Raw genomic sequence first — 26,180 nt, forward strand, 5'->3', positions numbered from 1 at the left:
TGAAAATATGCGACTTAACTAATTAACTAAGTACAACAATTAACCCAATAATAATAAGGAAATAACATGAACAATGGCAATCTATTTGATTTAACAGGGAAAGTCGCTTTAGTCACTGGGGCAAGTCGTGGTATTGGGGAAAGTGTTGCCAAAGTATTAGCTCAGTATGGTGCGCATGTGATTGTATCAAGTCGAAAAGTTGAAGCCTGCCAAGCTGTCGTTGATGAAATTGTAAAAGCAGGCGGCAGTGCACAGGCCATTGCGTGTCATATTGGCGAATTAGAACAAATTGATGCCATTTTTGATGCCATAACTGAACAACATGGCAAGCTGGATATTTTAGTCAATAACGCAGCCGCCAATCCGTATTTTGGTCATATTATCGATACCGATTTAATCGCCTTTCAAAAAACCGTCGACGTTAATATTCGTGGTTATTTCTTCATGTCGACCAGAGGCGCAAAATTAATGAAAGATAGTGGCGGCGGCTCAATCATTAATGTGGCTTCTGTTAATGGTGTTATCCCTGGCGATTTTCAAGGTATTTATTCCATCACTAAAGCTGCTGTGATTTCGATGACTCAAGCTTTTGCTAAAGAATGTGCCCAATTTAACATCCGTGTAAATGCATTATTGCCCGGTGGAACAGACACCAAGTTTGCATCAGCCTTAGTTGATAACCCGGCAATTCTTAAACAAATGATGTACCACGTGCCAATGAAACGTGTTGCACAACCTGATGAAATGGCCGGCACAGTATTATATTTAGCGTCAAATGCATCCAGCTATACCACGGGTACCGCCATTAATGTTGATGGTGGTTATTTGATTGGTTAATCGGTCAACGGATAAAGCTAACTAAAGCTAACTAAATCAATAGTTAATAAACAGAATAAAATAATAGCTAATCTAATAATAACAACAACAAAATAATGAATCAAAAGCTAGGGAAACATCATGAATAGCGATAAAAACACCAGTGTTAATAAATTATTTGAACCCTTTATCACTAAATCGTTGTCATTAAAAAATAAAACCGTAATGGCACCGATGACGCGGGCATTTTCGCCAAATTATATCCCCAATGATGAGGTTGCGGCCTATTACCGCCGACGCGCTGAAGGTGATGTTGGATTAATTATCACTGAAGGGACCTTTATTTCCCATAAAGGTGCTAATGGTTACGAGAATGTGCCTGCTATTTATGGTGACCAAGCCTTAGCAGGTTGGAAACATGTTGTTGATGAAGTGCATGCAGCCGGTGGCAAAATTGCCCCACAACTTTGGCATGTGGGTTCAGTGAGGAAAGTCGGCATCGGCCCAGACAAAGAAGTCCCAGCGTATAGCCCTTCAGGTTTGTACAAGCCTGGTGCTAAAAATGGTGTCGCGATGACGCAAGACGATATTAATGAGGTTGTCGCTTCATTTGCCCAAGCTGCACTTGATGCCAAAAACATTGGTTTTGACGCCATTGAAGTTCACGGCGCCCATGGTTATTTGGTCGATCAGTTTTTTTGGGAAGGGACAAATCAACGAGATGATCACTATGGTGGCTCGTTAGAGAATCGTACCCGCTTTGGGGTTGAAATTGTCAAAGCAATCCGCGCAGCCGTGGGTGACGACTTTACCATTATCTTCCGTTTTTCACAGTGGAAACAACAAGATTACAGCGCCAAGCTTTGTCAAACACCAGCAGAGTTATGTACTTTCTTAGGCTTATTAAGTGATGCTGGCGTTGACGTTTTTCACGCCAGCACGCGTCGTTTTTGGATAGCCGAATTTGAAGGTTCTGACCTTGGTCTTGCTGGTTGGACTAAAAAACTCACCAACAAGCCGGTGATCACTGTCGGTAATGTGGGCTTAGATGCTGATTTTATTGGAGAGGGTAATGCTGATTTATCAGGCACGTCGAATCCTACCGGTATTGACGAGTTATTAGTCCGTTTAAACAATGACGAATTTGATTTAGTGGGTATTGGCCGTGCGTTATTAGTTGATCCGCAGTGGGTTAATAAAATTAAGAACCATGCCATTAATGAGATCAAACCTTTTAATAAAAAGTCATTAATGTCTCTTAGTTAGAGTCAGTTGACTTAATGTCTTAAACACAAAGTGTCAGTCAAACTCCAGCACGAGTTAACGCCGTAATGACATCTTATAAGGATAGAAAATGAATTTTGAATACAGTGAAAAAGTTCAAGCGTTAATCAAACGAGTCAACGACTTTATGGATTTGCATGTATTTCCTGTAGAGGAAGAAATGCATAAACAAGTACAACTCGAGCCATGGTCAACGCCACCGTTAATGGAACAACTTAAAGCCAAAGCGAAAGCAGAAGGCTTATGGAATTTATTTTTACCGGTCGCGTACGGCAAATACAGTGCTGGTTTAACTAATTTAGAATATGCCCCCCTTGCTGAAATTATGGGTAAAGTTATGTGGGCGCCAGAAGTGTTTAACTGCGCGGCACCTGATACGGGCAATATGGAAGTATTAGCTAAATACGGTAACGAGGCGCAGAAAAAGCAATGGTTAGAGCCGTTGCTTGACGGCAAAATACGTTCAGCGTTTGCAATGACCGAACCTGACGTCGCCTCAAGTGATGCCACTAATATCGAATTACGCATTGAACGTGATGGTGATGAATATGTCATTAATGGTCGCAAATTTTACATTAGTGGTGCGTGTCGCAAACAATGCGAAATTATGATTGTGATGGGCAAAACGGATCCTGGAAACAGCAACCGTTATATACAGCAATCACAAGTGCTTGTGCCGATGAACGCCCCTGGTGTGACCTTGGTTAGACCGATGAAAGTGTTCGGTTATGACGATTCTCCAGAAGGGCACGGCGATGTCATTTTTGACAATGTGCGGGTACCTGTTGAAAACATTATTGCGGGTGAAGGTAAAGGCTTTGAAATTGCTCAAGGTCGTCTTGGGCCTGGGCGTATACATCACTGCATGCGTTCAGTCGGAGTCGCGCAACGTGCGCTAGATTTAATGTGCCAACGGGTTAGCCAGCGCATTGTGTTTGGTCAGCCGATGATCAAACAACAATCGGTACGTGAAGATATTGCTAAGTCGGCTTGCCAAATTGAACAAGCGCGTTTAATGACATTAAAAGCGGCGCAAAAAATGGACACCGAAGGTAATAAAGCCGCCAAAGAGTTAATTGCGATGATTAAAATTGTCGCCCCAAGTATGTCACTTGATGTGATAGACCGCGCCATTCAATGCCATGGCGCAGTGGGCGTGAGTCAAGATACCTTCTTAGCGCATGCATGGGCTGGGCAGCGTACTTTGCGTTTAGCCGATGGTCCTGATCAAGTGCATATGATGCAACTTGGGCGTGATTTAGTTAAAAAAATAGCTAACTAGTATTAAGGCCTGTTGATCTTTCAGGATCAGTTTTGCAGCAGGTTGGAACTTATTTCAACCTGCTGTTTATAATGTTGATCGCTCATACTGGCCACTTAAATTACACAAAAAAGAGTATTGCTAAATGGCACAAGAATCTCCCGTTAATAATGAACAGCTTACTGCTTATCTAGAAGCCCATGTTGGTGGCTTTAGAGGACCAATCACCCTTGAGAAATTTGCCGGTGGTCAATCAAACCCAACGTTTAAAGTCACCTCAGCATCGGGTGTGTATGTGCTTCGCCGCCAACCGTCGGGGAAATTATTAAAGTCAGCTCATGCTGTAGATCGTGAATATCGTGTATTAAATGCCTTAAAAGACAGCGACGTGCCGGTTGCAAAAGTATTTCACCTGTGTGAAGACAGCAGCATTATCGGTTCAATGTTTTATCTGATGCAATTTTGTGATGGCACAGTTTATTGGAGCGCATCATTAGCTGAGATTGACACCAATGAGCAACGCTCAGCCATGTATGACGCAATGAATAAAGTACTGGTTGCTTTGCACAGTGTTGATGTAGATGCGGTTGGATTATCCGATTACGGCAAAGCAGGTAACTACTTTGAGCGTCAACTCACGCGCTGGACATCACAATACCGTGTGACAGAACTGAAAAAAATTGCCGCGATGGATGAACTGAGTCAATGGCTTGAACAACATGTACCGGAAGATGATGGCCGTGTTTGTTTAGTCCATGGCGATTTTCGCTTAGACAATATGATGTTTGCTAAAGATAGCCCCGATATTATCGCCTTACTTGACTGGGAACTATCAACACTAGGTCATCCATTTGCTGATTTAGCGTATCAATGTATGCAACTGCGCATGCCAGCAGGAATGGGCAGTATTGACGGTTTACAAGATATTGACCGCGCCAGCTTAGGCATCCCAACAGAAGCGGAATATGTCGCTCTGTATTGCCAACGAATGGGAATAGGGCACATTGAAAACTGGGTGTTTTATTTGGCTTTTAGTTTCTTCCGTTTAGCGGCCATCGCCCAAGGAGTCGCTAAACGTGCCACCGAAGGCAACGCGTCTAATGAACATGCCAATAAAGTGGGCTCGTTTGTCGAACCACTGGCAAAAATGGCCTTAGAGGTCATTGCTAAAGAGATAAAAAGATAAAAAGAGTTAACCAATAAACTAACAAAACAAAACAAAAATCAACAAAACTCAACATAGAAAAGACCATCAATTACAGGAGTTACTCGCATGGATCCATTATTAGACTTTACCGGTAAGGTTGCCGTTATTACTGGCGCGGCTCAAGGTTTTGGTAAGTTACTGGCTGAAGAGTTAGCCAAACGTGGCGCTAAATTAGTGATTAGCGACATTAACGAAGCGGGTGTAAACAAGGTAGCGGACGATATTGCCTCTAGTGGTGCCGACGTGATCGCGATGAAATGTGATGTGTCTAAAGATGCGTCATGCAAAGCCATGGTTGAGACTGCGATTAAACATTTTGGTCGAGTTGATATTGGGGTTAACAATGCCGGTATTGCCCATGAGTTTAAGCCGTTTCATGAGATTGATGAATCTATTATGGACAGCCAGTTTGCTGTCAATGTGAAAGGTGTCCAATTTGGCATGCGTCATCAAATACAGCAAATGCTCAAACAAGGCCAGGGAGCCATTCTCAATGTTAGTTCGATGGCGGGTCTAGGTGGCGCAGCTCGAGGCAGCGCTTATTCTATGGCTAAACACGCTGTGATTGGCTTAACCAAAACCGGCGCTGTGGAGTACGGTCGCGACAATATTCGTATTAATGCAATTTGCCCATTTTTTACTCTTACCCCTATGGTCACCAATTTTGCTGACGAAGAAAAACAAAAGAAAATGGCCCGTGGAGCTCCAATGAACCGCCTAGGTGAACCTAAAGAAATCGTTGCTGTGATGCTGATGATGTTGTCACCTGCAAATACCTATATGACGGGCCAATGTATTGCGGTAGATGGTGGCGTGTCAGCGTTTTAACCTTGCCTGCGGGCATCATACTGCCATCAAAGTAACCTGCTCAGTGATTTGCTCAGTTACTTAGTTATAAAACAAGATAAGAAGAGAATATTATGCCTGCAACGTTAATGAATCAACGTGATCTTGAATTTATGCTTTACGAACTGTTTGATAGTGAAGCATTAACCAGCAGAGAGCGTTATCAAGATCATGACCGCCAAACCTTTAATGAAGTGGTTAATACCGCTAAAACGATTGCAGAAAAATATTTTCTTCCGATCCGTCGCAAATTGGATATTGAACAACCCACTTTTGATGGTAAAAAAGTGCATATCATCCCTGAGCTTAAAACAGCCATCGACGCGGTAAACGAGTCTGGGATTGGTGCTGCAACTGCAGATTATGATTTAGGAGGCATGCAACTGCCACCTATTATTGCCAGTGCCGCGGGTTCGTATCTTAGCGTCGCCGGTGGCGTAGGCATGGGCTATAACATGTTGACCACGGCTAATGCCAATTTACTCCAAGCCCACGGCAGTGCTGAGCTGATTGAAACCTGGGTGAAACCGATGCGAGAAGGTCGGTTTATGGGCACCATGGCCATGACTGAACCTGGCAGTGGTTCCGCTTTAGGCGATTTAACTACAAAAGCGGTAAAAGCTGAGAATGGCACCTATCGCATTAGCGGCAGTAAAATCTATATTTCAGGCGGCGATCATGATTTAAGCGAGAACATTGTCCATTTAGTCCTTGCCAGAATTCAGGGTGCTCCCAAAGGTGTTAAAGGGATTTCGTTATTTGTTGTGCCTAAGTTTTTGCTTAATGATGATGGGTCGCTGGGCGATGACAATGAAGTGGCGCTGGCAGGCTTGTTTCATAAAATGGGTGGCCGAGCACAAACGTCTACAGCACTGAGTTTTGGTGAGAAAAATGGAGCAATTGGCTATTTAGTCGGTGAAGAACACTGTGGTTTAAAATACATGTTCCACATGATGAACGAAGCCCGCATTATGGTCGGCACCAGTGGCGCAGTGCTCGCGGTTGCCGGATATCAATATTCAGTGGACTACGCTAAAAACCGTCCTCAAGGTCGATTACCATCGTGTAAAGATCCACAATCTCCTATGGTAAACATCATTGAACATGCGGATGTAAAACGTATGCTATTAGCCCAAAAATCCTATGCAGAAGGGGCAATGGCTCTAGTGCTGTACGGTACTCAATTAAGTGATGATTCACATACCTCAGCCACAGCCGAGCAACGCCAATATGCACATACATTGTTGGACTTTTTAACGCCCATCATTAAAACATGGCCATCAGAATATGGCCCCAAAGCGAACTCCCTTGCGATTCAAGTCATGGGCGGCCATGGTTATATAAACGAGCATCCGGTTGAAATGTTCTATCGTGATAATCGCTTAAACCCTATTCATGAAGGCACTACCGGGATCCAATCATTAGATTTGATCACTCGTAAAGTGCCGATGAATAACATGCAAGGCTATAAGGCTACGTTAGCTGAAATGGTTAAAACGATTGAATACGCAAAACAATACCCAAGCTTAAACGAGTTTTCTTCACAATTAAGCCAAGCGCTTGATACGTTAAGTGTGACAACGCAAGCGGTGTTAAGCGCGATGTCGACTAAAAATATTGATTTAGCCTTAGCAAATTCAGTCAAATACTTAGAGTTATTTGGTCACGTGATTATTGCTTGGTTATGGCTTAAGCAAAGTATTGTTGCGACTAAAGCGATAGCCGAACAACCGCACCAAGCCGATATGCATTTTTATCAAGGCAAATTGCAGGCTTGTCAGTATTTTTATCGATTTGAATTGCCTGAAATTAGCGTATGGTCAAATTTACTGATCAATACTGACAGCACCAGCTTTGATATGCAGCCTGACTGGTTTTAATTTAGGTTTTAATTTGATGTCTAATTAATGCGATACGACTGCAGATTTATGCCATTAATGCGCAGTGGCGTTTTATAAAATCGAGTTTACAAAAAACATTACCGCGCCATGGGTAATGTTTTTTTGTTTGTGACTTCCTCATTTTATTTTGTCACGTTTGCATCCTCTACATCACCAAGCTATTCATCCTGTGAATAGCTTGGTATTAAAACTATTCATTTGTTTAATTTACCTACCCCAACTAGCATGAGATATCGCTTAAATTTTATTCATGGATTGTACCGCGAAAGTACAAAAGGAAAGGGAATAATGCCGACAGTAATTAATCGAAATGACATTGCCAACTATATTGGCTATCAAGCTGAGCCAACAGGTTGGCACCAAATTACCCAAGAGCAAATTAATCAATTTGCTGACTGCACTCTGGATCATCAATTTATTCACGTAGATGTTGAGAAAGCCAAAGCAACCCCTTTTGGTTCAACCATCGCCCACGGTTTTTTATCGTTATCTATGCTGTCGCATTTTGCTGAAAATTTTAGCGTCATTATCGATGGCTTCTATATGGGGCTAAATGCCGGTTTCGATAAAGTACGATTTTTGCAACCTGTTACCGTCAATAGCCGCATTAGAGCGCATGCTAAAACCCTTTCAATAGCAGAAAAAAAACCAGGGCAATTTAGACTATCGACCGAAGTGACCATTGAAATAGAAGGCTGCGATACACCGGCATTGGTTGCCGAGTGGATATCGGTGCAAATGGTTAAATAGTGATGCTTTAGAAGTGATGCTTTAGAAGTGATGCTTTAGAAGTGATGCTTTAGAAGTGATGCTTTAGAAGTGATGCTTTAAAAATGATGCTTCTAAAATGATGGTTAAGTAAAAGTCTGACGCATAAAATAAACAATAATAATAAACAGTTAAGGTAAAAAAATGACAATTAGTTTTGCAGGAAAAGTGGCTATTGTAACGGGTGCCGGTAACGGTTTAGGCCGCTCACATGCATTGGAATTGGCCAGACGCGGTGCCAAAGTAGTGGTTAACGACTTAGGCGGTGCTCGTGATGGCAGCGGCGCATCTTCAGCGGCGTCACAAGAAGTGGTGCAGTTAATTGAAGAGATGGGCGGCGAAGCGATTAGCCATGGTGCTAACGTAGCCAATTTTGACGAAGTACAAGACATGGTGCAACAAACCATGGATAAATGGGGTCGAGTCGACATTCTGATTAACAACGCCGGTATTTTGCGGGATAAGTCTTTTTCAAAAATGACTTTAGATGACTTTAAATTGGTCATGGACGTGCATGTTATGGGGTCTGTTAACTGCACCAAAGCGGTGTGGGAAATCATGAAACAACAAAACTACGGCCGTATCGTGATGACAACGTCATCGAGTGGCATGTACGGTAACTTTGGTCAGGCAAATTACGGAGCCGCTAAAATGGCCGTCATTGGGCTCATGAATACCTTAGTGCTTGAAGGTGCAAAAAATAATATCAACATCAATGCGCTTGCGCCAACGGCTGGTACACGGATGACTGAAGATTTAATGCCAGAAGAAATAGTTAAGGCGTTTTCCCCCGAAGCGGTAACGGCAGGCATGCTGACCTTGTGCGATGAAGACGCGCCAAATCGGTTTATTTTATGTGCCGGAGCCGGTGGCTATTCAAGTGCCTCTATCTTTGAAACAGAAGGCTGTTTTATTCCTAAAACATCGCAAAACCCAGAAACCGTGCGTCAAAACTGGGCGTTACTCACGGCTCAAGAGAATCAACAATCGTTACTGTCGGGTGCCAAGCAAGGTGAGAAGTTTGTAATGAAGGCAATGGCGTTCATGAAGTCTCAACAGCAGTCTCAACAGCAATAGCCTAGTGCGGCAATCATTACGCGAGTCATGACTTGAATAATCATGGCAAATAACAGCACCAAGTCCGATGGAACGATAAACAACAACTATAAAAAGACAGGAATTATCATGAGAGAAGCCGTCATTGTATCAGCCGCCCGAACACCTATAGGTAAAGCCTATCGCGGTGCATTTAACGATTTATCCGCCCCGACGTTAGCGGCCGTTGCGGTAAACGCCGCAATAGAGAGAGCGGGTATTGACCCTCATGACATTGAAGATTGTATTTTTGGTGCTGCGTTAACTCAAGGCAACCAAGGAATGAACTTTGGTCGTCAAGTGGCCATGGCGGCACAATTACCGGTATCTGTGCCGGGCATGACTGTCGATCGTCAATGTTCTTCAGGGTTAATGTCTATTGCTATCGCAGCCAACCATATCGTTGTTGATGGTGCCCAAATTGTTGTCGCCGGTGGTTGTGACTCAATCAGCTTAGTACAAAACGATAAAATGAATATGCATCGTGCGGTTGATCCCAGCATAAAAGCTTACCAACCAGCCATTTATATGCCGATGCTTGATACTGCCGAAGTGGTTGCTGATCGATATGGTATTTCTCGTGAAGCACAAGATGCCTACGCTTTAACATCTCAACTACGCACCGCAGCGGCGCAAACTGAAGGCCGATTTGATGATGAAATTGTGCCTGTTACTTGCACTAAGCTGGTAATGGACAAAGCCAGCGGTGAAATGAGTAAGCAACAAGTCACCTTAACCAAGGATGAAGGTAATCGCCCGTCTACCGATCTACAAGGTTTGGCAAGCTTAAAAGCGGTCAAAGAATCCGGCTCGATTACCGGCGGTAATGCGTCGCAACTCTCTGATGGTGCTGCGGCTGTGGTAGTCATGGAGCGTGAATTAGCAGAGCAACGTGGGTTGAGTCCTTTAGGGGCGTATCGGGGCATGGTAGTTGTGGGCTGTGAACCTGATGAAATGGGCATAGGCCCAATTTATGCGATTCCAAAATTACTTGAGCGCCATGGTCTCACAATTGACGATATTGGTTTATGGGAAATCAATGAAGCGTTTGCTGTTCAAGTGATTTATTGTGCTGAAAAGCTCGGTATTCCAGCCGATCGTTTAAATGTTGATGGCGGCGCAATCTCCATTGGCCATCCTTATGGCATGAGCGGCACTCGCATGGTAATGCATGCGCTAATTGAAGGTAAACGTCGTGGGGTTAAATACGTGGTGATCAGTATGTGTATTGGCGGTGGTCAGGGAGCCGCGGGCTTATTTGAAGTGTTATAAGTCTGGCTCAATGTTAGGTTGATAAAAAGTTAATGAAACGTTAATGTCTGGTTAAGTTAATTTTTGCATCATACAAAATAATAATAAACATAGCTGCTAGAGTATTTGCTAGCCGCTAATAACGTAACATTTGGGGAAAAATATTATGGAAAAGATTTGGCTTGAGAAGAGTTATCCGCCAGGGGTTGAGTTTGAAATAGATCCTGATAAATATAATTCTTTGGCAGATTTATTCTTAATTTATACCAAGTTGTATGCCAATAATACTGCGTTCATTAATATGGATGTCAGCATTACTTATCAGCAACTTGAACAACAAGCGACGGATTTTGCTGCTTACTTACAGCAAGATTTAGGCTTAGTTAAGGGTGATAAATTTGCCATCATGATCCCCAATACACTGCAATATCCCATTGCACTATTTGGCGCACTGATTGCGGGTCTGACGGTGGTTAACGTTAATCCACTGTATACCGCCCGCGAGTTAGAACATCAATTAAAAGACTCTGGCACTAAAGGGATCCTTATTCTTGAAAACTTTGCTCATGTATTACAGTCTGTTATTAATAAAACCGATGTAAAGCATGTGATCCTCACAGGCGTAGGTGACAGGTTAGGTATGATTAAAGGCGCACTCGTCAACGGCGCAATTAAGCATGTAAAAAAACTAGTTCCAGCGTTTGATTTGCCCAATGCCATTAAATTTAATGACGCAATGGCCAAAGGCAGTAAACTTAATTTGACGCCAGTTGAGGTTGTGGGTGCTGATTTGGCCTTTTTACAATATACCGGTGGTACCACAGGCCCATCAAAAGGCGCCATGCTGACTCATCGCAACATGGTGGCCAACATAGAACAGTCCAATGCGGTTACAAAAAATGTCTTCGAAATAAACAAAGAAATTATGATAACCGCTTTGCCGCTTTATCATATCTATGCGTTAACTTCTAATTGTTTGGCCTTTTTACCGTTTGGTGGCACTAATCTATTAATCACCAATCCAAGAGATATGGCAGGTTTTGTTAAAGAGCTGGCTAAATATCGCTTTACTGTTATTACTGGGGTAAATACCTTATTTAATGGGTTACTAAATACTCCTGGATTCGACAAACTTGATTTTAGTGCCTTAAAAATGGGGCTTGGTGGTGGAATGGCTGTGCAACGTCCGGTTGCAGAGCTTTGGGAAAAAGTCACTAACAGTCGACTTTTAGAAGGATATGGATTAACCGAATGTGCGCCCTTAGTGACATTAAGTCCTTATAACCAAAAAAGTTTCAATGGCTCTATTGGTTTGCCTGCATCATCAACGGATATTCGTTTAGTCGGGGCTGATGGTGAAGACGTGGCATTAGGCGAGCCGGGCGAAATGTGGGTTAAAGGTCCACAAGTGATGAAAGGCTATTACAATCGCCAAAAAGCCACCGATGAAGTCTTAATCGATGGTTGGTTAGCGACAGGTGATATCGCCACCATGGATGAAAATGGTTTTTTCAAAATTGTTGATCGAAAGAAAGATATGATCAATGTTTCAGGTTTTAATGTATTTCCAAACGAAATCGAAGAAGTACTGGTGATGCATGAAGGGGTTCTTGAAGCTGCCGCTGTGGGGGTGTCGTGCGATATCACTGGTGAGCGAGTCAAAGTGTACATTGTTCGAAAAGACCCTACGCTTACCGAGCAAGATATACTCGATCATTGTAATAAAATGCTCACCAATTATAAGCGACCTAAAGTAGTTGAATTTATGAATGAATTGCCCAAAAGTAATGTGGGTAAAGTGTTACGCAAAGATCTTCGTAATAAGGCGTAAGCTTCATCGATGGTACTTTTTAGAGACTAATGTTTTAATAACAACTGTCTAATCATTAACCTAGATGCTTTAGTGTCGAAGTTTAGTATTGAAGTTTTAGTCTCGAAACTTTAGTCTCGAAGCTTTAGTCTCGAAACTTAACTGTCGGCATTTATTGCCGACAGTTTAACAATAAGAGTCATATGTTAGAAATATATGCTGGTGAAACGGCCTTAAAAAAGATCCAGCAAGATGGATTTTCCCCTGAGTTATTTAGCGCTTTCCTTGGTGCAAGCGGTGGGCCCAAATGGTTTACCTTACTGGGATTAGATAAATATATCTTTGGGGAGTTTTTCAAAGGCAGACAACAGCCGTTAAATCTCATTGGCTCAAGTGCTGGTGCGTTTCGCGCCGCGTGCTTTGCGCAAAAAGACCCCGTAGCGGCAATAGAGCGTTTAGCTAAACACTACAGTGAAACCGTGTACTCGGATAATACTAAACCCAAAGCGGCAGAAATTACCGCTAAAGCCATTGAATTGCTTGATGAGCTCTTTGGTGACAACGGCGCAGCTGAAATTATTAATAATAACGTCTTTAAAGCCCATTTTATTGTGGCTAAATGCAATGGTTTCGTAGCATCAGAAAACAAGTTCACACTAGGGGCTGGGTTGGTTAACAGCGTAATTAGAAATACCTTGAGTCGCTCGTTACTAAATAGTCAATATGAACGATATATATTTCAGCATAATCAAAGTGATTTAGTTCTCCACGATCCGGATAACATCCCAACTACCGCGGTGGCTTTTAGTCAACACAATATCAAAGCTGCGCTACTGGCGTCAGGTTCTATTCCTATGGTGATGCAAGGCATAAAAGATATTGTTGATTGTCCACCCGGCATGTATCGAGATGGCGGCATTATCGATTATCATTTTGATTTCAATATTCAAAATCAAGGCTTAATCCTTTACCCTCATTTTAGCTCGACATTAAAAGCGGGCTGGTTCGATAAAAAGCTGTCCCGCAACGTCAGGCTAGAACACTATGATAAAACCGTATTGCTTTGTCCTTCTGCTGAATTTGTTGAATCTTTGCCCTATAAAAAAATTCCTGACCGTAGCGATTTTATCGACATGAAACCCGCACAGCGCATCGAGTATTGGCAACAGGTTTTCATTGAAAGCGAAAAGCTTGCACAGCACTTTAAACACTTTTATCACACCCAAAATATCAGCAGCATAAAAAGTATTAAGCAACTGATTAGGTAGTAACAGCAGAATGACACAAGAATCTCACCAGGATGACAATATCCATTAACCACGGTCTCAATAAACCACGGCCTCAATAAACCAAAGTATCGCGCAGTCACATGCAGCATCAATATACCAACAAAGAGAGCAAAAATATGAGCACATATAAAGCCATTAACTTAATCGCCCGTCCTCAAGGTGGCCCCATCGGCCCTGAATTATTTGAAGTGGTTGAAAAGCCAATGCCTAAAGTGGCTGACGGACAATTTTTGGTCAAACAAAACTGCATGTCACTTGATCCTGCGATGTTTGGTTGGATGAGCGCTGATACCGAAAGTTACATTCCGCCAGTTGCGTTAGGTGAGGTGATGCGCAGTTCTGGCATTGGTGAAATTGTAGAGAGTAACCATCCTGGCTTTAAGGTCGGCGACCGAGTGATGGGCATGATGGGTTGGCAACAATATTTTTTAAGTAACGGCGCGGGGTTAAATAAAGTGACCGCGCCATTAACAGATGAAGCTATTTTATCGGTTTTTGCTTTGCCGGGGTTAACGGCGACGCAAGGGCTCTTTAACGTAGGTAAACCACAAAAAGGCGAAACCATCGTAGTTTCTGGCGCAGCAGGATCGGTTGGTTCTATTGTGGGACAGTTGGCTAAAGCGGATGGCCTCAGGGTTATCGGTGTTGTCGGTAGTGATGAAAAAGCCGATTGGATTGTTAACGAATTAGGTTTTGATGGTGCGATTAATTACAAGACCGATGATTTAGCCGCAAAATTGGCCGAATTAACCCCCGACGGCGTTGATGTGTATTTTGAAAATACCGGCGGCCCGATCCAGCACCATGTGTTTGCCAAAATGAATGCCCATGGCCGCATTGTGGTGTGTGGCATGATTGCCGATTACCCGAAAGCCGTGCCAGATTTAGCACCAAGCTGGATCCAAGTGATTAAAAAACGCCTCATTATACAAGGCTTCACTATGCCTGATCATTTTGGTGACGTGCCAGCGCTATTAGAAAAATTGACGCCTTATGTGATGAAAGGACAAATTAAACATCGCGCCCATGTGTTAAATGGTCTTGAGTCGGCAATCACCGGCTTAAACTTGTTTTTTACCGGTGATAATAAAGGCAAGTTAATCGTTAAATTATAATTTTTATAACAATATTGTTTATCAATAATTTATAACGGCCACAACCCAATTAATCAATGTTGTTAATTGGGTTGTGTTTATGACAGGTTTACTATTCCAAGTCAGGCGATAAATATGAGCGAAATTAACACCCATTATCGAAATTGCAATATTTGTGAAGCCATGTGTGGCTTGGAAATTACCTATCAAGATAAGCAAATCTTATCAATTAAAGGCGATCAACTAGACCCCTTTAGTCAAGGTTATAACTGCCCAAAAGCCTTAGCCTTAGAAGATTTTTATACTGACAAAGATCGCTTAAAAACGCCTATTAGGCGAACCGCAACAGGTTGGGAAGATATTAGCTGGGATGAAGCCTTTATCGAAATAACTGAAAAGTTTAAAGGCATTCAACAGCAGCATGGCAAAAATGCGTTGGCGGTTTATTTGGGTAATCCCAATGCCCATAGTCTTGGTAATGCGCTGTTCCTTAGACCATTTATGAAGTCACTTGGCACCATAAACCGTTTCAGCTCTGCCTCTGCCGATCAATTACCTCATCATGTTGCTGCAAACTTTATGTTTGGCGCGGGCATGTTAATTCCGGTGCCCGATATTGATAGAACTGATTTTATGCTGATCATTGGTGGTAATCCTGTGGTATCAAACGGTAGCATGATGACGGCACCTAACGTTATAGGTCGGATGAAAGCCATCCAAAAACGTGGTGGAAAAATTGTCGTTGTTGACCCCCGCAGAACCCGCACAGCCAAAATTGCTGATCAACATCTGTTTATTCGCCCAGAAAAAGATGCGTTATTACTGCTGGCGTTGATCCACTGCGTTTTTGATTCAAATATGGTTAATTTACGTCATTTAGAAACCCAAGTTGATGGGCTAGATGATGTTGAAAGCCTAGCAAAACACTATTCGCCCGAGCTTGTGGCTGAATTTGTCGGCATTAATGCGACGAGTATTCGCACCTTAGCCGCAGACATGCTCGCAGCAGATTCTGCTGTTTGTTATAGCCGCATGGGGGCGTCGACGCAAACATTTGGTGGCTTATGTCTATGGCTAACCAATGTACTCAATATTATTACCGGCAACTTTGACCGTGCCGGTGGCGCTATGTTTCCACAGCCTGCTTTTGATTTATTGCGCAATCATCAACCCGGTCATAAAAGTTCATTTGGGCAACATCAAACGCGAGTACGTAAGCTGCCATTTTTCAATGGTGAATTTCCGGTTGCGACCTTGGCGGAAGAAATACAGACGCCAGGAGAAGGGCAAATAAGAAGCGTGATCACGGTTGCTGGCAATCCGGTACTTTCAGCCCCCAGTGGGCATAAATTAGCCCAAGCTTTTGCAGGCTTAGATTACATGGTCTCGGTTGACATTTATTTAAATGAAACCACCCAATACGCCAACATTATTTTGCCGGGGACTACGGGCGTTGAAAATTCTCATTTCGATATTTTCTTTAATTCATTTTCGGTTAGAAACACAGTTAAATACTCACCGCCATTATTTGATCAACAACCGGATCAACGCAGTGACTGGCAAATACTTAAACAGATTTCTGCCCGGATGCTCAATATTGCGACTGACGACCCGATGCAAAAAATCACTCCAGAAATGCTGTTAGATATGGAACTGAAAAAAGGGCCCTATGGCGAAGAGGGTATGAGCTTACAAAAGCTGATTGATAATCCCCATGGTATTGATATTGGCCCGTTAATGCCGTGTCTTGCTGAGCGGATAAAAACCGCAGACGGCAAGGTCAATTTATTTCCGCAAATCTATAGAGATGATTTACCTCGTTTGGATGCCGTTATGGCACAACCCGCGCGTGATCAAGCTTATCCGTTTGAGTTAATTGGTCGACGATTAGTTAAAAGTCACAATACCTGGACACAAAATTCACAACGACTCATTAAAGGAAAAAATTTATGTACTTTAGAAGTGCATTCACAAGATGCACAAGCGCTTGGGATCAAACAAGGGCAGCTAGTTAATGTCAGTTCAGCGGTAGGTGAAATCGTCATTGAAGTGGCAATTACTGATGATATCCAACAAGGTGTGGTCAGTATGCCTCAAGGCTGGGGACACAATCAAAAAGGTACTAACATGTCGGTTGCAGCAACTCAGCCAGGGGTGAGCATTAATGATTTAACAGATGCCAATCGAGTTGATATGCTGACAGGTAATGCGGCATTTAATGGTACGCCTGTTGCCATCAAAGCAGCCTAAAAGGAAGTTGCCTAAATAAAGTTGTTTAATAATAGTGCTTATGTTGATTAAATGGGGTAGTCCATTTTTAGTTTGAATCTATTCATTTTCAATTACCGACGATTAACACAAACAAATAGCTTTGAGGCTGGTGCTAATTAATAGCGACAAAGCGACATGAATAAAAAGGTAAGACCATGTTTAAAAGTACACAAAATTATATTGCATCAAACGAACTTAGCTTGGCGGTAAATGCGGCGATCTCATTAGAAAAACCGTTATTAATTAAGGGCGAGCCCGGTACCGGTAAAACCCAGTTAGCCGAAGAACTAGCCAGTTCACTCAATTGTAAATTGTATCAATGGCATATTAAATCGACCACTAAAGCGCAACAAGGCCTCTATGAATATGATGCAGTATCTCGGTTACGCGACAGTCAGTTAGGTGATGCACGGGTTCATGATATTGGCAACTATATCGTTAAAGGCAAGTTATGGCAGGCGTTTGAAGAAGAGCAAAGACCCATATTGTTGATTGATGAAATCGATAAAGCAGACATCGAATTTCCGAATGATTTGTTGCAAGAGCTTGATAAGATGGAGTTTTATGTTTATGAAACCCAACAAGTGATTAAAGCAAAACAGCGACCAATTATCATCATCACCTCAAATAATGAAAAAGAATTACCCGATGCTTTCTTAAGGCGCTGTTTTTTCCATTACATCAAGTTTCCGACTAAAGCTGAAATGGAAAAAATTATCGATGTGCATCATCCTGATGTTAAACAAGCATTGTTAAAACAAGCATTAGAGGTGTTTTTTGATTTACGCGAAGTCAGTGGCATCAAGAAAAAACCGTCAACATCAGAGTTAATTGATTGGTTAAAACTATTGATATCCGATGACATATCGCAAGATACATTACTCGATAAAAAGTCAGATATCATTCCTTTGTTTGGCGCACTGTTAAAAAATGAACAAGACGTTTCATTGATTGAAAAATTGGCCTTTATGAGCCGCAGAAACAGGTGATTCACAGTGTTTATTGATTTTTTTCTCACCCTAAAAAAGCATAAAGTCCCTTGTAGCTTACGAGAGCTATTAGATCTTATCGCGGTATTAAAAAAAGGGGTGATTTTTGCCAATGTAGAAGACTTTTATAACCTTGCCAAAATTGTCATGGTTAAAGATGAAATTCACTATGACAAATACGACAACGCATTTGCTGAGTACTTTAAAGGGATAGAAAATATTGATGTGTTCGATCACATTGTGCCGGAAGATTGGCTTAGAAAAGAATTCGAAAAACACCTCTCTCAAGAAGAAAAAGACCAACTAACGTCATTAGGCGGACTTGATCAATTGATGAAAGCGTTAAAAGAGCGTTTAGAAGAACAGAAGAAACGACATGCCGGCGGCAATAAATGGGTCGGTACTGGCGGCACATCACCGTTTGGTGCCTATGGCTATAATCCTGAAGGGATCCGAGTCGGCCAAGACAAAAACCGTAATAACAGTGCGGTGAAAGTGTGGGATAAGCGAGAATTTAAAAATTTCGACCAAGACCGTGAGTTAGGCACTCGCAATATCAAATTAGCCCTTAAAAAACTCAGAAAATTTGCCCGTACCGGTGCCAGTGAACAGCTTGATATTAATACCACTATTAACTCAACCGCCAAGAATGGTGGCATGTTAGATGTGCATATGGAGCCAGAACGTCATAACGCCGTTAAAGTACTGATGTTTTTCGATATTGGCGGCTCAATGGATGATTATATTCATACCTGTGAAGAGTTATTCTCCGCTGCACATAGTGAGTTTAAGCATTTAAAGTTTTTCTATTTTCATAATTGTGTATACGACCAGGTTTGGCAGGATAATAGCAGACGGTTTGATAAAACCATTGCTCTTGAAGAGATCATCAGGACCTTTTCTGCCGATTATAAAGTCATTTTTGTTGGCGATGCGACCATGGGGCCGTACGAAATTATCGCCAAAGGCGGCTGTGTTGAGCATTGGAATGAAAAACCCGGTGTCGAGTATATGAATCAGTTGTTAAGTCATTTTAGTAAGGTTGCTTGGTTAAATCCGCAACCTGAAAACCACTGGCCAATTCATCATTCAATCTCCATTATTCAACAGCTAGTTGACCATAAAATGTACCCATTAACGGTTGATGGTATCGGGCGTGCGATTAAAGATATTAGTTAGCCTCAGCTCGGGATAATAACGAGGTCAAATATTCTAATTTTGGCTTATTGATCTCACCGCTCAACCCGAGTTGGTTAATTAAGTCGATGAGTGGTTATTTATAGACGAACTGGAAGGGAATCAATATGGAATGTTTACGCACCGATGATGGTTGTTTTGCCAATCTACCGGACTACAACTTTGCCGCTCATTACTTAATGGTTGACGATAGTGAAGGCGGCCAATTACGGGTTCATTATCTGGATGAAGGCCCCAGAGATGCAGAACCGATATTATTACTACACGGTGAGCCAACATGGAGCTTTTTGTACCGTAAGATGATCCCCATTCTTGTGCAAGCCGGTCATCGCGTTATTGCGCCCGATCTGGTTGGCTTCGGACGTTCAGATAAACCCAGCAAACGAAGCGACTATACTTATCAACGCCATGTTGATTGGATGACGTCATTGGTGTTACAACTCAAACTAACCAACATAATGCTGGTGTGCCAAGACTGGGGTGGGTTAATTGGTTTACGTTTAGCCGCAGAAGATACCCAGCGTTATAGAGGCATTGTTGCAGCCAATACCATGTTACCAACAGGTGACCATGAGCCAGGTGAAGCTTTTAAACAATGGCAAACGTTCTCACAAGATGTTGAACTTTTTCCAACTGGCAACTTGATTAATAGTGCTTGTGTGTCGACCTTGTCAGCTGATGTCATTGCCGCTTACGATGCACCATTTCCACAAGAAAAATATAAAGAGGGCGCGCGTCAGTTTCCGTTGTTAGTGCCAACCACACCGGATGATCCTGCCGCCGAAAAAAATCGTTCAGCATGGAAGGTCTTGTCGCAATGGCAAAAGCCCTTTTTGACTGCGTTCAGTGATTCAGATCCGATCACTGCAGGCGGAGACAAACTAATGCAAAAACTGATACCAGGCACAAAAGGGCAAAAACACACCACTATTGTCAGTGCCGGTCACTTTTTACAAGAAGACAAAGGCGAAGCGCTAGCTGAAGTCGTGGTTCAATTTATTGCAGATAATCGTTAAGTTTCCGCGGTTTCAGTTGCTCCATACTAAAACTAAAAATATCATTATTAATGGGTATTGGTTTGCTTTATGGCTTTGGTATTAACTTTTTTAGGTTAACTAGGCTATTAGTCGCGGACCCAGAGTCACAGGGAGTTCACATGCTACATCAGGGAATATCTATCATGCTGGCCCCCGTTTTACTGCTGCAAGGGCTAAACGTTCGTCGCACCACCCCAAAACTTGCTGAGCCTGAGGGCGAACGCTTAGGGCAAACAGGCACCAATCCTGAGTTGAGTGTGCTTATATTAGGAGATTCAGCCGCAGCAGGTGTGGGGGTCGCTAATCAGGATCAGGCGTTGCTGGGGCAGGTGGTCCATTATTTACGTCCACATGGTCATCTAAAATACGGTCTTTTTGCCAAAACGGGCGCGACCACTTCGACTACGCTTGAGTCGTTAAATGATCACATCAATTGTTCACATCCCATACTAGGTCAAGGGCATTTTGATATCATCATTACCTCACTTGGGGTCAACGATATCACTTCATCCCTGAGCTGCGATAAGTGGCTGCAGCAACAAGCCCAGTTATTGACACTTATCACTGAGCGATATACCCCGAAACTCATCTTGGTGACTGCCATACCGCCACTCGGGTCATTTCCGGCTTTGCCAAATCCACTGCGCTGGAGCCTAGGCCAACGAGCCAAGCACTTTAATCATAAATTGCAGCAACTGTTGCTTATGCTTGATCAACAAGCACTTGATCAGCAACAAATTGATCAGCAACAAATCGATAAGCAATCCAAAGCACAAACTCGTTTTACATTGATTAATTTACCATTAGAAAACCCACAGCAAGACAGCAGTATGGTCGATTTTATGCGTCAAGTGATGGCCACAGATGGTTTCCACCCAGGCCCACAGATTTATACTGCATGGGCCAAGCTTATTGCTGAGCAAATTCAGTTAAGAAAGTAGTACCGTTAAGCGGGGAAGTTATAAAGCATACAGCAGGATTGATGTGAGGCCCTGTCGTTCTCTATAAATCGTTTCAAACCTCATCGCCATTTACTCATTGACACGCAGTAAACTCGTCCATGAGGGCTCGAGCATCACTCTAATATAAAAGAATTCACTCATTCGGTGGAGGTAAAGACATTCCCCAAATCCCTATGGGGCAGACAACAGCAAGCGGCGATGGAACCAGTGAATTTAACGATAAATATAAAAAATTAACAATGGACGTCGTTATAGCGTTATATAGTCCAATATGCTGTTAGGTTTTTATCCAAACGTTAGTTAAATATATTTAGCCTTTTGTGTTGTAAAGAGTCATTGTAAATAACCACAATATAAGGTGTATGTGTGAAATTAGTTATATCACTAGTCATTGTTATGGGATTAATTTCTCTGTCTGGGTGTAAGCTACTCCAGGTTAGAGGAGAAGTTGGTGGCGTTGAAGTCGATGCGCAAACCAATGAAAATAATAAAGATAATGGAGAAGATTTTTGTCCGCCAGGCCAAGCCAAGAAAGGTAATTGTTAGCTTTCTACTTACCATGTGCAAGTTCGTCCATAAGAAGCATGGCTTGGACTTGCACTGCGCTAAAGCTCATTGTGCTGGCGGCTGCGTACACATCGATATGATTGAATTCATTTTAAGTCTATTTATTGCTCTGTTAAGTATTAATCTTATGTGTACAGTCAGATCTAACAAGAGAGCATTGTTCTTTTTAGATACGATTTTATTGCCGTTTGTGTTCTAAGCTTGACCAAATATCCAATCAATATAGCAATGTCATTATCGACTTCGAACTTTCCCTATCGAAATTGAAACTCATAGTTAAGGTATTGTTTGTTAATTATGAAGGTATAAAAAATACCCTTTGTTGAGGCTTGTTTTAATCATCTCTACTGTCTTCTCCGGTTGTTCTAGCTGTAATGTCTATCCGTTTTTTTTAACCATTAATCAGTATGGCGAGTATAATAAGTTTGCTTTTATACTGAGCGAGATTAGTAGGTAAGAGCCTAAATTAGCATATTAATCGGTCATGTTAGATGAACAATAGGTATCGATAATTCATAGCTATTGTTAATGGAATAGCTATTTTAATAAATAATATTACGGTTTTGTGTAACTGATACGATATATAGCGTTAGCAAAATCGTCAGAGACCAGTATTGAGCCATCGGCTAATGTCATGACATCTACTGGACGTCCCCAGCTTTGTTCGCCATCAAGCCACCCTGTTGCAAAAGGCTTATAGCCGATAACCGTGTTATCTTGAAGTTCAACTTGCATGATACGGTAGCCCACTTTACTGCTTCGATTCCAAGACCCATGCTGAGCAATTAAGATGGAATGGTGAAACGCTGCTGGAAATTGATTCCCTTGATAGAACTCCATCCCTAGTGCAGCAACATGAGCGCCAAGGGTTAATACTGGTGGGGTATTGAGTTTAGCTATTTGTGGATCAGTAAAATCAGGGTCTGCAATCTTGCTATTGTGTATATAAGGAAAACCAAAGTGTTGGCCCGTTTGGCTCACACGATTAAGCTCATCATCAGGTAAGTCATCACCCATCATGTCGCGGCCATTATCGGTAAACCACAATTCACCGGTTTGCGGATGAAAATCAAATCCAACGCTATTACGTACGCCTTTAGCAACTATGGTGGTTTGTTTAGTGTCTAGGTCTAATTTGAGAATGCTGGCAAAAGGCAGTTCACTTTCACAGACATTGCAAGGGGCTCCTACTGGGATATACAGTTTTCCATCAGGCCCAAAGGCGATGAATTTCCAACCATGATGGGCTTTATTGGGAAGCTTGTTGTACACCAATTCTGGTTTGGGGATAGTAGGCAAAGACTTTTCAATATTAGGGTAACGCCAGATTTTATCAACATCAGCGACATATAAACTGCCTTGATGGTATGCCAGTCCTGATGGCATAAATAGATCGGTCGCAACAATGATTTTTTTGTCCGCTTTAAAATCATTATTGCTGTCAATAAGGGCATAAACATTACCCGCTTTACGACTGCCGACAAATACAGTTCCATTGTCACCAAGGGCCATCTGGCGGGCATTCTCAATGTTTTCGGCATATACATCAATAGTAAAACCTTGCGGTAATTCAATTTTATCTAAAGTTAATGCCAATGACGGATAAGAGACACCGAACCCCAAGGTTAGGAGAGATAACAAAGCAATTGGCTTAATCATGAATAGGGCCTCTTTTGATTAGCATTGTTTACGTAGTAGCGTATATATTAGTACTTTTTATCATAGTCTCAACAACCATCGCCATGTATACCCAAACGCTCTTGACATGCAGGATCTCGCATGTCGAGAAGTAGAGTCCAAGAGTCTAACAATCGGGCGCCTATGGACTGCTTCAGAAACGATAACAAGCGAACGCTGGGCTCACGGATAGAGCTGTCTAGTCGCTTCGCTGCTAAAGCTCCTGCTAGGGTCTAGGAACAAGCGCCTGCGGCTGCTGGGACGACCTGCGGTCTTCGAGGACGCTACGCTTCTAGATCCTAGGACTAAAACCTAGATCCTAAAACCTTGCACCAAGAAGGACCGAAGCCCGCCCTCTGGCGAGCTTGCGAGTTCCTAGCATCTAGTCGCGCAGCGTCCTAAATGTTAGCTTACCAATCTTTAATTAGCTCCTTCACCATAGCAGCGGTATTTTCTGGCTGTTCTAGTGGGAACATGTGACCGCCTTTTGGCATCATCATTATGTCGATGTCGTTTAATTTGGCAAAGCGGATAAAATGTTTAATGGGGAAGATGTTAGTATTTTGACCATAAATCAGTTTAGCGGGCACCTTAAGCTTGTTTTTATATTGAGCTAAATTGGTAGGTAAGTGCCTAAAAATATCGGCTTCAACCGTAGGAGAGAAGGTTAACTCGACACGTTGGTTGCGATGAATAAACCCAGAGTGAGCATAATCTTGCAAGCAGCGCGGATCGAAATTTTTGAACAAAGTCTTCTGTGAAAAATAATCAACCAAGTTGGTTTTTTCTGGCCATTGTTGCTGGCGAGCTTTGGCTTTACCCGCGGGTGATAGTTTATCTATGTAGGGTGTGCGTTTAATAAAACTGAGTAGATGTGAGAACGCACCTGTGACCACTGGCGGATCTAGCATCACTAAGCCCCGAAAGAGTTCTGGATGTTGGCAAGCAGCAATAAATGAAATAACCCCCCCAAAAGAATGGCCAACACATATTACTTTATCATCTTGTTTCTTAATGAATTCCACTAACTCAGTGACTAAGTGCTGCCAGTTGCTGTGTATCGGGTACATGTCATTATGACCGAACTGATCAAGTGCGATAGTGTTGTAGTGTGGAGCAAATTCAGCTAAAAATGTCCGATAGCTTCCGGCGGGGAAACCGTTGGCATGGACGAGGTTAATCAAAGGTTTTGTCATAATGTCTCTAAATAGTTTTAGGGCTATTTGTTAACAGAATTCGATTCAAATAAATTCAATCAAATAAGCATTAATAACAAATAACCCTATAAATCCAGAATGATTAGAATATTTTTGTGGTATCTATTTGGGTTAATTCTTCAAATTCTGGTGCACGATTTTGCGCTTTAGCTTTGAATATTTCCATCATATCGTTTTGTGGCTGGAACATGCCGCTTTGCCAGACTGACATATAATTTAAGCTATCAGATACGCTATGATCGCGTGCATAGTTGATCATCTCTTTGCAGCCAGTAACGGCTAATGGTGAGCGCGCAGCAATTTCTGCCGCAATGGCTAATACTGCGGTGATCATAGATGGTTTATCGTCATACACCTGATTAACTAAACCCGCTTGTTTAGCTTCTGCTGCGGGCATTCTTCGGCCTGTGTAGGCTAACTCTTTGACTAACCCCATAGAAATTAATTTTGGTAAACGCTGTAACGTACCCACGTCTGCGGTCATACCGAGTTTAGTTTCTTCAATACTAAAAAAAGCATCGCTAGTGCAATATCGACAATCGGCAGCGCTGACCATATCCACCGCGCCACCAATACAGCCACCTTGAATCGCCATTAATACTGGCATTCGAGCGGTTTCTAGTACGGTAAAGCAGTCTTGTAACTTCAATACTAAGCGACGTAGCTGGTCTTGTTTACGGCCTAACTCAATATTCGTATCAGACTTGTTTTCACTGAACACGGCTAAGTCCATCCCCGAGCAAAAATGTTTACCCCGTGATGAGATAACAATGGCACGCGCAGCCGATTGATTATTAATATCGTGAATTACACTTGGAAACTCATGCCAAAAATCGACATTCATTGAATTCAATGCATCGGGTCGGTTAAAAATAATATGGGCTACTTTATTGGTAATCTCGACGGTAAATGTTTTATAGCTTTTTTGCGATGTCATGGTTATATCCTTATAAATTCAGCGTAATTTGTGTATCACGTTTTATGGCGGCATCGAGTAATGTCAGTATTGAATCGCGCTCTTTTAGCTTGGTGCCATGATGAGCTTTCATATTGAGAGTTTGCATGTGTTCAGCCACGGCTTGTGCTGTACTCATCAGTTGTTCTGGTTCAACGACCTGATCAAGAAAACCGCCAAGGACTGCTGATTCAGGGCTGAATAGTTCGGCATTAATTACTGCCCGTGTTAAGTAATGTTGCGGGATACGATTACGGGCAATCTCAATCCCAGCTTGGTGCATTGTCATGCCAATAGCGACTTCATTTAAGCCGATTTTAAAGTCACCTGCACAACCAATACGATAATCACAACTCAGTAATAAAAACGCGCCTTTTGCAATGGCATGGCCTGTACACGCGCCAATAATGGGCGTTGGGAATGCCAGCATTCTGCGGGCTAATGTTGAGCCTGCGGTAACAAGTGCAATAGCCGCTTCTGAGCTTTTCTTCATGGTTTTTAGATCAAAACCACCAGAGAATATTCCAGCTTGACCGGTTAATATCACCACAGCGCCTTGTTGCTCAGCGAGGTCTAGGGCTGTATTGATTTGCACAATGACCTCAGGCGATATCGCGTTTACCTTGCCATTATTTAAGCTAATAACATGGATGTTATTTTCAATTTCTACCTTGATTAATTGCATT

General features: G+C 42.4%; 22 protein-coding genes. 18 read left to right on the plus strand and 4 right to left on the minus strand.

The window, feature by feature from the left end:
* Positions 1-66 precede the first annotated feature (66 nt).
* The 18 genes from CXF80_RS03640 to CXF80_RS03725 all read left to right on the plus strand — a co-directional run bounded on the left by CXF80_RS03640 (position 67) and on the right by CXF80_RS03725 (position 21,624).
* Entirely contained in the window at positions 67-837 is a 771-nt protein-coding gene (locus tag CXF80_RS03640; protein WP_101031328.1) for an SDR family oxidoreductase, read from the plus strand.
* 120 nt (positions 838-957) lie between these two features.
* Entirely contained in the window at positions 958-2,082 is a 1,125-nt protein-coding gene (locus tag CXF80_RS03645; RefSeq protein WP_101031330.1) for an NADH:flavin oxidoreductase, read from the plus strand.
* Between the two features lie 88 nt (positions 2,083-2,170).
* Positions 2,171-3,382 carry an acyl-CoA dehydrogenase family protein gene (locus CXF80_RS03650; RefSeq protein ID WP_101031332.1) on the plus strand — a complete coding sequence of 404 codons (1,212 nt, stop codon included), beginning with the start codon at positions 2,171-2,173 and terminating at the stop codon, positions 3,380-3,382.
* Positions 3,383-3,506: 124 nt separating this feature from the next.
* Positions 3,507-4,547 carry a phosphotransferase family protein gene (locus tag CXF80_RS03655; RefSeq protein WP_101031334.1) on the plus strand — a complete coding sequence of 347 codons (1,041 nt, stop codon included), beginning with the start codon at positions 3,507-3,509 and terminating at the stop codon, positions 4,545-4,547.
* A gap of 87 nt (positions 4,548-4,634) precedes the next feature.
* Positions 4,635-5,396: an SDR family NAD(P)-dependent oxidoreductase gene (locus CXF80_RS03660; protein ID WP_101031336.1), complete on the plus strand. Its 762-nt coding sequence runs from the start codon at positions 4,635-4,637 to the stop codon at positions 5,394-5,396.
* A gap of 92 nt (positions 5,397-5,488) precedes the next feature.
* On the plus strand, positions 5,489-7,294 hold the full coding sequence (locus tag CXF80_RS03665) for an acyl-CoA dehydrogenase (RefSeq protein WP_101031338.1): 1,806 nt from the start codon (positions 5,489-5,491) through the stop codon (positions 7,292-7,294).
* Positions 7,295-7,603: 309 nt separating this feature from the next.
* The gene (locus CXF80_RS03670; protein WP_101031340.1) at positions 7,604-8,065 is read left to right on the plus strand and encodes a MaoC family dehydratase; all 462 of its coding nucleotides are present in this window, start codon (positions 7,604-7,606) and stop codon (positions 8,063-8,065) included.
* 162 nt (positions 8,066-8,227) lie between these two features.
* Positions 8,228-9,160, plus strand: a complete 933-nt coding sequence (locus tag CXF80_RS03675) for an SDR family NAD(P)-dependent oxidoreductase (RefSeq protein ID WP_101031341.1) — start codon at positions 8,228-8,230, stop codon at positions 9,158-9,160.
* A gap of 108 nt (positions 9,161-9,268) precedes the next feature.
* The gene (locus CXF80_RS03680; protein ID WP_101031343.1) at positions 9,269-10,450 is read left to right on the plus strand and encodes an acetyl-CoA C-acyltransferase; all 1,182 of its coding nucleotides are present in this window, start codon (positions 9,269-9,271) and stop codon (positions 10,448-10,450) included.
* A 145-nt stretch (positions 10,451-10,595) separates the two neighbouring features.
* The gene (locus tag CXF80_RS03685; protein ID WP_101031345.1) at positions 10,596-12,260 is read left to right on the plus strand and encodes an AMP-binding protein; all 1,665 of its coding nucleotides are present in this window, start codon (positions 10,596-10,598) and stop codon (positions 12,258-12,260) included.
* Positions 12,261-12,442: 182 nt separating this feature from the next.
* Positions 12,443-13,507 (plus strand): patatin-like phospholipase family protein, encoded by a 1,065-nt coding sequence (locus CXF80_RS03690; RefSeq protein ID WP_101031347.1) that lies wholly within the window; start codon positions 12,443-12,445, stop codon positions 13,505-13,507.
* 137 nt (positions 13,508-13,644) lie between these two features.
* A complete protein-coding gene (locus CXF80_RS03695) occupies positions 13,645-14,643 on the plus strand; it encodes an NADP-dependent oxidoreductase (protein WP_101031349.1) in 999 nt (332 codons plus the stop codon).
* A gap of 114 nt (positions 14,644-14,757) precedes the next feature.
* Complete coding sequence (locus tag CXF80_RS03700) at positions 14,758-16,872, plus strand: molybdopterin-dependent oxidoreductase (protein WP_101031351.1); 2,115 nt, start codon at positions 14,758-14,760, stop codon at positions 16,870-16,872.
* A gap of 176 nt (positions 16,873-17,048) precedes the next feature.
* A complete protein-coding gene (locus tag CXF80_RS03705) occupies positions 17,049-17,882 on the plus strand; it encodes an AAA family ATPase (protein ID WP_101031353.1) in 834 nt (277 codons plus the stop codon).
* A gap of 6 nt (positions 17,883-17,888) precedes the next feature.
* Positions 17,889-19,061 carry a vWA domain-containing protein gene (locus tag CXF80_RS03710; protein ID WP_101031355.1) on the plus strand — a complete coding sequence of 391 codons (1,173 nt, stop codon included), beginning with the start codon at positions 17,889-17,891 and terminating at the stop codon, positions 19,059-19,061.
* Between the two features lie 125 nt (positions 19,062-19,186).
* A complete protein-coding gene (locus tag CXF80_RS03715; protein WP_101031357.1) occupies positions 19,187-20,095 on the plus strand; it encodes a haloalkane dehalogenase in 909 nt (302 codons plus the stop codon).
* Positions 20,096-20,259: 164 nt separating this feature from the next.
* Positions 20,260-21,057: an SGNH/GDSL hydrolase family protein gene (locus CXF80_RS03720; RefSeq protein ID WP_232772033.1), complete on the plus strand. Its 798-nt coding sequence runs from the start codon at positions 20,260-20,262 to the stop codon at positions 21,055-21,057.
* A gap of 387 nt (positions 21,058-21,444) precedes the next feature.
* Positions 21,445-21,624 (plus strand): hypothetical protein, encoded by a 180-nt coding sequence (locus CXF80_RS03725; protein WP_101031361.1) that lies wholly within the window; start codon positions 21,445-21,447, stop codon positions 21,622-21,624.
* Between the two features lie 576 nt (positions 21,625-22,200).
* Here the strand turns inward: CXF80_RS03725 and CXF80_RS03730 are convergent.
* The 4 genes from CXF80_RS03730 to CXF80_RS03745 form a co-directional block, all read right to left on the minus strand.
* Positions 22,201-23,304 carry a PQQ-dependent sugar dehydrogenase gene (locus CXF80_RS03730; protein ID WP_101031363.1) on the minus strand — a complete coding sequence of 368 codons (1,104 nt, stop codon included), beginning with the start codon at positions 23,302-23,304 and terminating at the stop codon, positions 22,201-22,203.
* 428 nt (positions 23,305-23,732) lie between these two features.
* On the minus strand, positions 23,733-24,518 hold the full coding sequence (locus tag CXF80_RS03735; protein WP_101031365.1) for an alpha/beta fold hydrolase: 786 nt from the start codon (positions 24,516-24,518) through the stop codon (positions 23,733-23,735).
* A gap of 103 nt (positions 24,519-24,621) precedes the next feature.
* Positions 24,622-25,476 (minus strand): crotonase/enoyl-CoA hydratase family protein, encoded by an 855-nt coding sequence (locus CXF80_RS03740; RefSeq protein ID WP_101031367.1) that lies wholly within the window; start codon positions 25,474-25,476, stop codon positions 24,622-24,624.
* 10 nt (positions 25,477-25,486) lie between these two features.
* Positions 25,487-26,179: a crotonase/enoyl-CoA hydratase family protein gene (locus tag CXF80_RS03745; protein ID WP_101031369.1), complete on the minus strand. Its 693-nt coding sequence runs from the start codon at positions 26,177-26,179 to the stop codon at positions 25,487-25,489.
* Position 26,180 lies beyond the last annotated feature (1 nt).

Origin of the sequence: Shewanella sp. Actino-trap-3 (assembly GCF_002836275.1) — a bacterium.
Taxonomy (GTDB): domain Bacteria; phylum Pseudomonadota; class Gammaproteobacteria; order Enterobacterales; family Shewanellaceae; genus Shewanella; species Shewanella psychromarinicola.